The organism is Shewanella abyssi (genome assembly GCF_023284025.1).
GTDB classification, from domain to species: domain Bacteria; phylum Pseudomonadota; class Gammaproteobacteria; order Enterobacterales; family Shewanellaceae; genus Shewanella; species Shewanella abyssi.
On sequence record NZ_JAKIKR010000083.1, the window covers coordinates 1 to 13642 of the forward strand.

Below are 13642 nucleotides of genomic sequence, written 5' to 3' on the forward strand. Positions count from 1 at the left end.
CAACTAACACCTACGGTCTTGGACGGAGACTAATTTCCAATCAATAAAGATTAGATCAAAGTCTCAACCCTACAAAGTGCGCGCATTATAGACTAATACGCGAGCTTTGTAGGGTTGAGACTTTGATCTAATCTTTATTGATTGGAAATTAGTCTCCGTCCAAGACCGTAGGTGTTAGTTGAATAACTAACTTAATCTCCTACGTAGACGGTGTCGGACCCCAGATAGATTTTATTCTGCTGGATCTTTTCGCGCCGTAAGTCGCTAGGTATCAATAGATATTTAGCATGGTAATTGCTAGGGATTTTCCCTAGATAGAATCCAGGAGTAAAGCCAATGGCATTAGGACTCGAAGACAAAAAAGCGATTGTTGCTGAAGTCGCCGAAGCTGCCAAAGGTGCTTTGTCTGCAGTTGTAGCCGATTCACGCGGTGTAACTGTAGGTGATATGACCGGTCTTCGTAAAGCAGCTCGTGAAGCTGGTGTGTACATTAGAGTTGTACGTAACACACTCGTTAAACGCGCTGTCGCTGGTACTGATTTTGAGTGCCTTAGCGATACGTTCACTGGTCCTACTTTGATTGCATTCTCTACTGAGCACCCAGGTGCAGCAGCGCGTCTTCTTAAAGATTTCGCCAAGTCACAAGAGATGTTTGAAATCAAAGCAGCAGCCTTTGAAGGGGAATTAATCCCTGCAGAAAATATTGATCGTTTAGCAAAGCTACCAACATACGAAGAAGCACTAGCTCAGTTCATGATGACTCTAAAAGAAGCATCTGCTGGCAAGTTGGTTCGTACATTGGCCGCTCTACGCGATCAGAAAGAAGCAGCTTAATAATTTTATTAGCCGCTTAATTAAATTGAATTCAGTACAATTAGGAATTTTTTGTTATGTCTATCACAAAAGACCAAATCTTAGAAGCTATTGCAGAAATGTCTGTAATGGATGTTGTTGAACTAATCGAGTCAATGGAAGAGAAGTTCGGCGTTTCAGCTGCTGCTGCTGTTGTTTCTGGTGGTGGCGATGCTGCTGTTGCTGAAGAGCAAACAGAATTTGACGTTATTCTTACTTCTTTCGGTGAGAACAAAGTTAAAGTCATTAAAGCTCTTCGTAGCGCTACAGGTCTAGGCCTTAAAGAAGCAAAAGCTATGGCTGAAGCTGCTCCAACTCCAGTTAAAGAAGCTATCAGCAAAGAAGAAGCTGAAACTCTTAAGACTGAACTTGAAGCCACTGGCGCTTCAGTAGAAATCAAGTAAGTTATACTCTAACTTACGACCACCCGATTTATCGGGCGGAGGCTGGCGGTTTTTTAACCGTCGGCCTTTTTTGCGCTGTAAGCGTAGGCGATTTTTTTTTCACCGTTTGTCGCCAGATTTCGCAGTCCCTAACAGAGATTACTGGTTAGGTTCTTGCTTTCAACGGTGATGGGCAAACGCGCTGTTTCAATCATGATGATTGTTTCAGTCTTGGTCACATCTCGCAATCAGAGGAAACCCATGGTTTACTCCTATTCTGAAAAGAAGCGTATTCGCAAAGACTTCGGTAAACGTCCACAAGTTCTGGACATCCCTTACCTTTTGTCAATCCAGTTGGACTCTTTTAAGAAGTTCACCGATCAAGATCCTACAGGTGAGCGTGGTTTTGAAGCCGCTTTCCGTAGCGTTTTTCCCATCAAGAGCTTTTCTGGTAACTCGGAGCTGCAATATGTCAGCTACAAACTAGGCGAGCCAGTTTTTGATGTGAAAGAGTGTCAAATCCGCGGTATTACATATGCGGCTCCATTGCGCGTTAAATTGCGTATGGTGCTATATGACCGTGAAGCGGCACCTGGCACAGTAAAAGATATTAAAGAACAAGAAGTCTACATGGGAGATATCCCTCTCATGACTAACAACGGTACCTTTGTCATTAATGGTACTGAGCGTGTTATCGTATCTCAGCTACACCGTAGCCCGGGCGTATTCTTCGATCATGACCGTGGTAAAACCCACTCTTCAGGTAAGGTGCTTTATAATGCACGTATTATTCCTTACCGTGGTTCTTGGTTAGACTTTGAATTCGATCCTAAAGATGCATTGTTTGTTCGTATTGACCGCCGCCGTAAATTGGCTGCCACGATCATCCTGCGCGCATTAGATTATTCGACTCAAGACATTCTTGACCTGTTCTTCGATCGGGTAAACTTTAAGATCAAGAAAGATTCATTAGTCATGGATCTTGTTGCTGACCGTCTACGTGGCGAAACAGCAAGCTATGATATTAAAGAAGCCGATGGAACTGTTCTTGTTGAGAAAGGACGCCGTATTACTGCGCGTCATATTCGTCAACTAGAAAAGACTAAGACTACCGAGCTTGAAGTACCAGTTGAGTACATCGTAGGCAAGATTTCTGGTCAAGACTATATTGATCCAGATACCGGTGAAGTTTTGGTTTCTGCAAACGCAGAAATTGGCCTAGAAGATCTTGCAAAGCTTTCACTTGCTGGCATTAAAGAAGTAAGCACACTGTTTATCAACGAGCTTGATAACGGTGCTTATATGTCTGACACTCTACGTATAGACTCAACAACTAACCGCTTAGAAGCGCTTGTTGAAATCTATCGTATGATGCGCCCAGGTGAGCCACCAACTAAAGATGCTGCAGAAGCGTTATTTAATAACCTTTTCTTCAGTGAAGAACGCTATGACCTGTCTAAAGTAGGTCGTATGAAGTTCAACCGTCGTCTCAGCATTGATGATGACGAAGGTACGGGTATCCTTTCTAAAGAAGATATCGTTGCCGTGATGAAAAACATCATCGCCATCCGTAATGGATTTGATGAAGTTGATGATATTGATCACCTTGGTAACCGTCGTATCCGTAGTGTTGGTGAAATGGCTGAAAACCAGTTCCGTGTTGGTCTAGTTCGTGTAGAACGTGCCGTACGTGAGCGTTTGAGCCTTGGCGATCTAAATGAGCTTATGCCTCAGGATCTGATCAACGCTAAGCCAATCTCTGCCGCTGTTAAAGAATTCTTTGGCTCTTCACAGCTTTCACAATTCATGGATCAGAACAACCCGCTATCAGAAGTGACGCATAAGCGTCGTATTTCTGCGCTTGGCCCTGGTGGTTTGACGCGTGAACGTGCTGGTTTCGAAGTTCGAGATGTGCATCCGACGCACTATGGTCGTCTATGTCCAATCGAAACGCCGGAAGGTCCAAACATTGGTTTGATCAACTCGTTGGCAACCTTTGCCCGTACAAACAACTATGGTTTCCTTGAAACACCTTACCGCAAGGTCGTTGATGGTGTCGTAACTGACGAAGTAGATTACTTGTCAGCTATTGAAGAAGGCCGTTACGTTATTGCACAGGCAATCGTACAGCTTGATGAGACAGGCCGCATGATGGACGAGCTTATTGCTTGTCGTCATAAAGGTGATTCTACCTTTATGGGTGCAGCTGATATCCAGTATATGGATGTTTCACCACAACAGATTATTTCTGTTGCGGCATCGCTAATTCCGTTCCTAGAACACGATGATGCTAACCGTGCCTTGATGGGTGCAAACATGCAGCGTCAAGCCGTACCAACACTTAGGGCTGATAAGCCACTAGTAGGTACTGGTATTGAGCGTACTCTAGCTGTTGACTCTGGCGTGGTTGTTGAAGCTCTACGTAGTGGTGTTGTCGATTATGTCGATGCTGGTCGTATTGTTGTAAAAGTTGATGAAGCTGAGCTGACTCCTGGCGAAGCGGGTATCGATATTTACAACTTGACTAAATACACCCGTTCTAACCAGAACACCTGTATTAATCAGCGCCCTTGTTGTTCTGTTGGCGATCCTGTTGTTGGTCTCTTGCGCAATAAAGCAGGCCAAAAGACTAGAGTTGGTGACATACTAGCCGATGGCCCATCTACCGATTTAGGTGATTTGGCTCTTGGTCAGAACATGCGTATCGCGTTCATGCCTTGGAACGGTTACAACTTTGAGGATTCAATCCTTATCTCTGAGCGTGTGGCTATGGAAGATCGTTTCACGACTATCCATATTCAAGAACTTTCTTGTATCGCTCGTGATACTAAGTTGGGTAGCGAAGAGATCACTGCTGATATTCCAAACGTCGGTGAGTCTGCGCTTTCTAAGCTAGATGAATCAGGTATCGTTTATATCGGTGCAGAAGTTAAGGGTGGCGACATCCTCGTTGGTAAAGTGACACCTAAGGGTGAAACACAGCTGACTCCAGAAGAGAAACTCCTCCGAGCTATTTTCGGTGAAAAAGCCTCTGACGTTAAAGACAGTTCATTGCGTGTACCTAACTCTGTTAAAGGTACTATCATCGACGTTCAAGTATTTACTCGTGACGGCGTTGATAAAGATAAGCGTGCTGTTGAAATCGAAGAGTTGCACATCGCGGAAGCGAAGAAGGATTTGACTGAAGAGTTCCAGATTCTTGAAGAAGGTGTTCTTGGTCGTGCCCGCAACCTATTATTAGGTGAAGGTTTTACCGAAGAGCAACTTAATGCGATTCCACGTTCACAGTTGTTGGTTCAAACCATCGATGATGAAGGTAAGCAAACTGAGCTAGAGCAATTAGCTGAGCAAGCGGAAGAGCTAAAAGCAGATTTCGATAAGAAGTTTGAAGTTAAGCGTCGTAAGATCACTCAAGGTGATGATTTAGCACCTGGCGTACTGAAGATTGTTAAGGTTTACCTTGCAGTTAAGCGTACTATCCAGCCTGGTGATAAGATGGCAGGTCGTCACGGTAACAAGGGTGTAATCTCTAAGATTTGTCCTGTTGAAGACATGCCTTACGATGACAAAGGTAACCCAGTGGATATCGTATTGAACCCACTAGGTGTACCGTCACGTATGAACATTGGTCAAGTACTTGAAGTTCATATGGGTGCTGCAGCTAAAGGTATCGGTAACCGTATTGCTGAAATGCTTGAAGAGCAGCGCGAATTGGCAGAACTGCGCGGATACATCAAAGAAGTTTATGAATTGGGCGACGAAGTAATTCAAAAAGTCGATATCGATTCATTCACTGATGATGAAATCTTGCGTCTTGCTAAAAACCTTAAAGGTGGTGTGCCAATTGCGACACCTGCGTTTGATGGTGCCAAAGAGAAAGAGATCAAGCAGATGCTTGCTCTTGCTGGTCTACCTACATCAGGTCAGCTAACGCTGTGTGATGGTCGTACTGGTAACGAATTTGAGCGTAAAGTAACCGTTGGTTACATGTACATGCTCAAGCTTAACCACTTGGTTGACGATAAGATGCACGCCCGTTCTACCGGTTCGTACAGTCTTGTTACTCAGCAGCCATTGGGTGGTAAAGCACAGTTCGGTGGTCAGCGTTTCGGTGAGATGGAAGTATGGGCACTTGAAGCTTACGGTGCAGCATATACCCTTCAGGAAATGCTAACTGTTAAGTCAGATGATGTGAACGGTCGTACTCAGATGTATAAGAACATCGTCGACGGTAACTATCAGATGCAACCAGGTATGCCTGAATCTTTCAACGTATTGTTGAAAGAGATCCGTTCACTCGGTATCAACATTGAGTTGGATACCAAGTAAAACTGGTTCCCGCCTCTATTTGGCAAAATCGGTGCTCTGCATTAGCAGGGCACCCGATTTAACTCCTTCAGGAGAGAAACGTGAAAGACTTATTAAAGTTTCTGAAACAGCAAAGCAAGACTGAAGAATTTGATGGAATCAAGATTGGCTTAGCGTCACCTGATTTGATCCGTTCTTGGTCTTTTGGTGAAGTTAAGAAGCCAGAAACCATCAACTACCGTACATTCAAGCCTGAACGTGAAGGTCTGTTCTGTGCGCGTATTTTTGGTCCAGTAAAAGATTACGAATGTTTATGCGGTAAGTATAAACGTCTTAAGCACCGTGGTGTGATCTGTGAAAAGTGTGGCGTTGAAGTTACACAGACTAAAGTACGTCGTGAGCGTATGGGTCACATCGATCTTGCAAGCCCAGTGGCACACATTTGGTTCTTGAAGTCACTGCCGTCTCGCATCGGTTTGATGCTAGATATGACTCTTCGTGATATCGAACGTGTACTTTACTTCGAATCTTTCGTCGTCATCGAGCCTGGCATGACCAGTCTTGAACGCGGTCAAATGCTAACAGAAGAAAACTATCTGGATGCATTGGAAGAGTACGGTGATGAATTCGAAGCTAAGATGGGTGCTGAAGCAGTTCTAGAATTGCTACGTGCTATCGAGCTTGAGAAAGAAATTGAGATGATGCGCGAAGAATTGCCATCAATCAACTCTGAGACTCGTCGTAAGAAGATCACTAAGCGTCTTAAGCTTGTTGAGGCATTCTTCCAATCAGGTAACAAGCCTGAGTGGATGATCCTTAAAGTGTTGCCAGTACTGCCACCTGATCTACGTCCTCTAGTTCCACTAGATGGCGGACGTTTTGCTACCTCTGATTTGAACGACCTTTACCGTCGTGTCATCAACCGTAACAACCGTCTAAAGCGTCTGTTAGATCTAGCTGCTCCAGATATCATCGTACGTAACGAAAAGCGTATGTTGCAAGAATCTGTTGATGCGCTATTAGATAACGGTCGTCGTGGTCGTGCTATTACGGGTTCTAACAAGCGTCCGCTTAAATCTTTGGCCGATATGATCAAAGGTAAGCAAGGTCGTTTCCGTCAGAACTTGCTAGGTAAGCGTGTTGATTATTCTGGTCGTTCGGTAATTACCGTAGGTCCAACGCTTCGCTTACATCAGTGTGGTCTTCCTAAGAAGATGGCACTAGAGCTATTTAAGCCATTCATCTATGGCAAGCTAGAAGGTCGTGGCTTAGCGACTACCATCAAAGCTGCTAAGAAGATGGTTGAGCGTGAAGTACCTGAAGTATGGGATGTTCTAGACGATGTAATTCGTGAACACCCAGTGATGCTTAACCGTGCACCAACACTGCACAGACTAGGTATCCAGGCATTTGAGCCAGTACTCATCGAAGGTAAAGCGATTCAGCTTCACCCATTGGTTTGTGCGGCATACAACGCCGATTTCGATGGTGACCAAATGGCTGTGCACGTGCCGCTAACGCTGGAAGCTCAGCTAGAAGCGCGTTCACTAATGATGTCTACTAACAACATTCTATCGCCAGCAAACGGCGAGCCGGTGATTACACCGTCTCGGGATGTTGTATTGGGTCTGTACTACACGAGTCGTGAGCGAATTAACGGCAAGGGTGAAGGCATGGCATTTGCTGATGTGGCTGAAGCTGAAAAAGCTTACCGCACCGGATTTGTTGAATTGCATGCTCGCGTTAAGGTACGTATTACCGAAACCCAGATTAACGAAGCTGGCGAAAAAGTTAAGACTCGTCGTATCGTTGATACTACAGTCGGTCGTGCATTGCTTTCAACGATTCTGCCTAAAGGCTTATCTTATGATCTGGTTAACCAGAATATGGGTAAGAAGCAGATCTCTAAGCTATTGAATACTTGTTACCGTCAACTAGGTCTTAAAGATACCGTTATCTTTGCTGACCAATTGATGTATACCGGTTTCCATTATGCAACTGTGTCAGGTGCCTCTGTAGGTATCAATGATATGGTTATTCCAGATGAGAAGTACACGCTAGTTGCAGACGCTGAAGCGGAAGTTCTTGAGATTCAAGAGCAGTTCCAGTCAGGTCTAGTAACAGCCGGTGAGCGTTACAACAAGGTCATCGATATCTGGGCAAGTGCCAACGAAAAAGTATCTAAAGCGATGATGGATAACCTGTCAACAGAGACAGTGATTAACCGTGATGGCGTAGAAGAGCAGCAAGAGTCTTTCAACAGTATCTACATGATGGCCGATTCTGGTGCTCGTGGTAGTGCTGCACAGATTCGTCAGCTAGCGGGTATGCGTGGTCTGATGGCTAAGCCTGATGGCTCAATTATCGAAACACCGATTACCGCTAACTTCCGTGAAGGTCTTAACGTATCTCAGTACTTTATTTCTACTCACGGTGCGCGTAAAGGTCTTGCGGATACGGCATTGAAGACAGCTAACTCTGGTTACCTGACTCGTCGTCTAGTAGACGTTGCACAAGATTTAGTTGTCATTGAAGAAGATTGTGGCACGTTCGAAGGTCTAACAATGAAACCGCTTATTGAAGGTGGTGATGTTGTTGAACCGTTACGCGAACGTGTTCTAGGCCGTGTTGTTGCTCAAGATGTATTTAAGCCGGGTACTGAAGAAGTACTTGTGCCACGTAATACACTGCTTGATGAAGCTTGGTGTAACATCATCGAAGAGAACTCTATCGATGAAATGATTGTTCGCTCAGTGATTAGCTGTGATACAGACTTCGGTGTGTGTGCTGCTTGTTACGGTCGTGATTTGGCTCGTGGTCATATCATCAACCAAGGTGAAGCAATCGGTGTTGTTGCGGCTCAGTCAATTGGTGAGCCTGGTACACAGCTTACGATGCGTACCTTCCACATTGGTGGTGCAGCATCTCGTGCGTCAGCAGAGAACAACGTTCAAGTTAAGAACGCGGGTACTCTAAAGCTGCACAATGCTAAGCATGTAACCAACAGCAATGGCAAATTGGTTATCGTATCGCGTTCGTCAGAGCTAGCCATTATTGATGAGCTAGGTCGTGAGAAAGAGCGTTATAAGGTGCCATACGGTACTATTCTAGAAAAACTAGAAGATACAGCTGTAGCAGCTGGCGAGATCATCGCTAACTGGGATCCACATACTCACCCGATTATCACAGAAGTGGCGGGTAGTACTAAGTTTGTCGATATGATTGAAAACGTCACTATGACACGTCAAACAGACGAACTTACGGGTCTATCATCTATCGTAGTATTAGATGTTGCACAACGTCCAACAGCCGGTAAAGAGATGCGTCCTATGATCCGTCTAGTTGCTGCTGATGGCGGCGACTTGAAGATCCCTGGTACTGAAGTACCAGCGCAATACTTCTTGCCTGGCAATGCGATTGTAAACCTTGACGATAACGCATCAATTAACGTTGGTGACGCATTAGCTCGTATTCCTCAAGAATCGTCTAAGACTCGTGATATTACCGGTGGTCTACCACGCGTAGCCGACTTGTTCGAAGCGCGTAAGCCAAAAGAGCCTGCTATTCTTGCTGAAGTTTCGGGAACTATCTCGTTCGGTAAAGAAACCAAAGGTAAGCGTCGTCTAGTGATAACACCTGCTGAAGGTGGCGATCACTACGAAGAGATGATCCCTAAGTGGCGTAACCTTAACGTGTTCGAAGGTGAAAAAGTCGAACGTGGTGAAGTTATTGCTGATGGTGCAGAAGCTGCACACGACATTCTACGTCTACGTGGTATCCACAATGTGGCAAACTACATCGTAAATGAAGTGCAAGATGTTTACCGTCTACAGGGTGTTAAGATCAACGATAAGCACATCGAGGTGATTATTCGCCAGATGCTGCGTAAGTGTTTGATCACTAATGCCGGTGATAGTGACTTCCTTGCCGGTGAGCAAGCTGAAGTAGCACGCGTTAAGATCGCTAACCGCGAACTTGAAGCACAAGGTAAGCAGTTAGTGACCTTTGATCGCGAACTTCTTGGTATTACCAAGGCGTCTCTAGCAACTGAATCTTTCATCTCTGCAGCGTCGTTCCAGGAGACCACTCGTGTTCTTACTGAAGCCGCTGTTGGTGGTAAGAAAGATAAATTGCGCGGTCTTAAAGAGAACGTAATTGTGGGTCGTTTGATCCCTGCTGGTACGGGTTACGCATACCACCAGAAGCGTGCGGCAGAAGCGGCGAAGCCAACGTCGACTGAAGCACCAACAATTAGTGCAAGTGAAGCTGAGCAGAACCTTGCTGATCTACTAAATCTAGCTGGAAGTTCTGATTAATTCAGTCTGAAAAGTAAATAGATTGTAAAAAAGGCGCCTTTAGCGCCTTTTTTTTACTTTAAATTGGTTAAAAGTTGTCTATTTCTTGACACTAACGCCATACACTTCTAAAATTTCGCGTCCCACACCTGTGGGATATAGATTTTTCACACCTTACTGTTGATTTAGTCAACTGATTCGGAGCTATACATGGCAACTGTAAACCAGTTGGTACGTAAGCCACGCGCACCTAAAGTCGATAAGACTAATGTGCCAGCGTTGGAAGCGTGTCCACAAAAACGTGGTGTTTGTACTCGCGTATACACAACCACACCAAAAAAACCTAACTCTGCACTACGTAAAGTAGCTCGTGTGCGTCTAACTAACGGTTTCGAAGTTACTTCGTACATCGGCGGTGAAGGCCACAACCTGCAGGAACACAGTGTAATTCTAATCCGTGGCGGTCGTGTAAAAGACTTACCGGGTGTGCGTTACCACACCGTACGTGGCGCTTTAGATTGCGCTGGCGTAAGTGAACGTCGTCAAGGTCGTTCAAAGTACGGTGCTAAGCGTCCTAAGTCTTAACGTTTTCCGTTAAGTAAGGCCAAGCTAGTTTTTATTGAGATTCCAGTTTTGGGGTCCCTGAAGCATACGGAGAAATTGTTATGCCAAGACGTCGCGTTGTAGGACAACGTAAAATCCTACCAGATCCAAAGTTCAACAGTGAGTTGCTGGCTAAGTTCATCAACGTCATTATGCAGGACGGCAAAAAGTCGACTGCAGAAAAAATTATTTACAAGGCACTAGATACCGCTTTCGAAAAGAAAGGCGAAGATCATCTAGTTATCCTTGAAGCAGCCCTGGACAATGTACGTCCATCAGTCGAGGTTAAGTCTCGTCGTGTTGGTGGTTCTACATACCAGGTACCATGTGAAGTTCGTCCAGTGCGTCGTAACGCACTAGCGATGCGCTGGTTGGTTGAAGCTGCACGTAAGCGTGGTGAAAAATCTATGGCGTTACGTCTAGCCGGTGAAATGTTAGACGCATCAGAAAACAAAGGTACTGCTGTTAAGAAGCGCGAAGACGTGCATCGTATGGCAGAAGCAAACAAAGCGTTTGCTCATTACCGCTGGTAATATCTTGGCGTGGGCTTTGTCCCACGCCTTACTTGCATTGCTAACACTCAGGTTTTAGCTAAGAGGGTACAAATCGTGGCTCGTACAACTCCAATTGAGCGTTATCGTAATATCGGTATTGTCGCTCATGTTGACGCTGGTAAAACCACCACTACTGAACGTATTTTATTCTACACCGGTCGGTCGCATAAGATCGGTGAAGTCCATGATGGCGCAGCCACTATGGATTGGATGGAACAAGAACAGGAACGTGGGATTACCATCACATCAGCCGCAACGACTACTTTCTGGCGTGGAATGGATGCGCAGTTTACTGAACACCGTATCAACATCATTGATACTCCTGGTCACGTTGACTTCACTATTGAAGTAGAACGTTCACTACGAGTCTTAGATGGTGCTGTGGTGGTATTCTGTGGTTCATCTGGGGTAGAACCTCAATCTGAGACTGTTTGGCGTCAAGCTGATAAGTATCATGTCCCTCGTATGGTTTTCATCAATAAGATGGACCGTGCAGGCGCAGACTTTGATAGCGTAGTCGAACAGATCCGTAACCGTCTTGGAGCAACTTGTGTCCCTATTCAAATGAATATTGGTGCAGAAGAGGAGTTCAAAGGTGTTGTTGATTTGATCAAGATGAAAGCAATTAACTGGTCTGAAGAAGATCAGGGAATGACTTTCAACTATGAAGAGATCCCAGCCGACTTAGCCGATAAAGCAGCAGAGATGCGCGAGTATTTGGTTGAGAGTGCAGCGGAAGCTTCTGACGAACTGATGGAAAAGTACCTTGAAGATGGAGAACTTTCAGAAGTTGAGATCAAAGAGGCATTACGTAAGCGTACCTTAAATAACGAAATCGTTTTGGTCACCTGTGGTTCTGCTTTTAAGAACAAAGGTGTGCAAGCGGTGCTCGATGCTGTGGTAGATTATCTACCATCACCGGTCGAAGTTCCTGCAATTAAGGGAGTGGATGACAATGAGAAAGAAACAGAACGTCCAGCGGACGATAATGCGCCTTTCGCAGCACTAGCATTTAAGATTGCAACAGACCCCTTCGTGGGAACCTTAACCTTTATGCGTGTTTATTCAGGTGTATTGGCAGCAGGTTCAGGCGTATATAACTCTGTTAAGCAAAAGCGTGAACGTATTGGTCGTATGGTGCAAATGCACGCCAATGATCGTCAAGAGATTAAAGAAGTACGCGCTGGCGACATCGCTGCTGCTATTGGTCTGAAAGACGTGACAACGGGTGATACATTGTGCGATATCGATCATAAAGTAGTACTCGAGCGAATGGAGTTTCCTGAGCCGGTTATTACGATCGCCGTTGAACCAAGAACCAAAGCGGACCAGGATAAGATGGGGATGGCACTACAAAAGTTAGCTGCCGAAGATCCATCGTTCCGTGTCGAGACTGATGAAGAATCAGGTCAAACACTTATCTCTGGTATGGGTGAGCTACACTTAGACATTATTGTTGACCGTATGCGTCGAGAATTTGGTGTTAGTTGTAATGTAGGTAAACCTCAAGTTGCTTATCGTGAGACTATCCGCGCAACCGTGGAAGTTGAAGGCAAGTTCATACGTCAATCAGGTGGTCGAGGTCAATTCGGTCATGTTTGGTTGAAGCTGGAACCGCAAGAAGAGGGTTTTGGTTATGAATTTGTCAACGAAATTGTTGGTGGTGCCGTTCCAAAGGAATACATCCCAGCGGTAGATAAAGGTATTCAAGAGCAGATGAAGAGTGGCGTATTAGCCGGCTTCCCTATTCTAGACGTAAAGGTTACGTTATTTGACGGTTCATATCATGATGTGGACTCGAACGAAATGGCCTTTAAAGTCGCCGGTTCAATGGGCTTTAGAAAGGGTGCGCTTGAAGCAGACCCTGCCTTGCTTGAACCTTGTATGAAAGTCGAAGTTACCACACCTGAGAAGCATATGGGTGATGTAGTTGGAGACTTAAACCGTCGTCGCGGCCTGATTGAAGGTATGGACGATGGAATTGCAGGTGTTAAACTTGTGCATGCAACAGTACCATTATCTGAAATGTTCGGTTATGCAACTGATTTGCGCTCTGCCACTCAGGGGCGTGCTTCATACTCTATGGAGTTCTTGAAGTACTCTGATGCACCGCAAAATGTTACTAAAGCAATAATGGAAGCGAGAGGCTAAGCCGACTCGCGCTATTGTTGATATACTTAATTGCTATTGCTCGGTTTTTAGCCGAGCATTTCTGAAAAGAAAGGAATATATCGTGGCTAAAGAAAAATTTGAACGTAATAAACCGCACGTAAACGTTGGTACCATTGGACACGTTGACCATGGTAAAACAACTCTGACTGCTGCTATCTCTGCTGTTTTAGCAAAGACTTACGGTGGTGAAATCAAAGATTTCGCACAAATCGATAACGCTCCAGAAGAGCGTGAGCGCGGTATTACAATTAATACTTCTCACATCGAATATGACACACCTGCACGTCACTACGCACACGTAGATTGTCCTGGTCACGCCGATTATGTTAAAAACATGATTACTGGTGCTGCTCAAATGGATGGCGCGATTCTAGTAGTTGCTTCTACAGATGGTCCAATGCCACAAACACGTGAGCACATCCTGCTTTCACGTCAGGTTGGCGTACCATTCATCATCGTATTCATGAACAAGTGT

The 13642-nt window shown here is 45.1% G+C and carries 8 protein-coding genes; all 8 read left to right on the forward strand.

Annotated elements, in window-relative coordinates:
* Positions 1 to 336 precede the first annotated feature (336 nt).
* Positions 337 to 834 carry a 50S ribosomal protein L10 gene (gene rplJ / locus L2755_RS20980; RefSeq protein WP_248982595.1) on the forward strand — a complete coding sequence of 166 codons (498 nt, stop codon included), beginning with the start codon at positions 337 to 339 and terminating at the stop codon, positions 832 to 834.
* A gap of 56 nt (positions 835 to 890) precedes the next feature.
* Positions 891 to 1256: a 50S ribosomal protein L7/L12 gene (rplL, locus tag L2755_RS20985; RefSeq protein ID WP_248982596.1), complete on the forward strand. Its 366-nt coding sequence runs from the start codon at positions 891 to 893 to the stop codon at positions 1254 to 1256.
* A gap of 240 nt (positions 1257 to 1496) precedes the next feature.
* The gene (gene rpoB, locus L2755_RS20990; RefSeq protein WP_248982597.1) at positions 1497 to 5564 is read left to right on the forward strand and encodes a DNA-directed RNA polymerase subunit beta; all 4068 of its coding nucleotides are present in this window, start codon (positions 1497 to 1499) and stop codon (positions 5562 to 5564) included.
* Between the two features lie 80 nt (positions 5565 to 5644).
* Positions 5645 to 9859: a DNA-directed RNA polymerase subunit beta' gene (gene rpoC / locus L2755_RS20995; RefSeq protein ID WP_248982598.1), complete on the forward strand. Its 4215-nt coding sequence runs from the start codon at positions 5645 to 5647 to the stop codon at positions 9857 to 9859.
* Positions 9860 to 10048: 189 nt separating this feature from the next.
* Positions 10049 to 10423, forward strand: a complete 375-nt coding sequence (gene rpsL, locus L2755_RS21000; RefSeq protein WP_101088981.1) for a 30S ribosomal protein S12 — start codon at positions 10049 to 10051, stop codon at positions 10421 to 10423.
* Between the two features lie 80 nt (positions 10424 to 10503).
* Positions 10504 to 10974: a 30S ribosomal protein S7 gene (rpsG, locus tag L2755_RS21005; RefSeq protein WP_202287039.1), complete on the forward strand. Its 471-nt coding sequence runs from the start codon at positions 10504 to 10506 to the stop codon at positions 10972 to 10974.
* 75 nt (positions 10975 to 11049) lie between these two features.
* Entirely contained in the window at positions 11050 to 13146 is a 2097-nt protein-coding gene (gene fusA, locus L2755_RS21010; RefSeq protein WP_248982599.1) for an elongation factor G, read from the forward strand.
* An 82-nt stretch (positions 13147 to 13228) separates the two neighbouring features.
* Positions 13229 to 13642, forward strand: a 414-nt coding sequence (locus tag L2755_RS21015; RefSeq protein WP_248982600.1) for a GTP-binding protein, incomplete at its 3' end; no start/stop codon positions are given.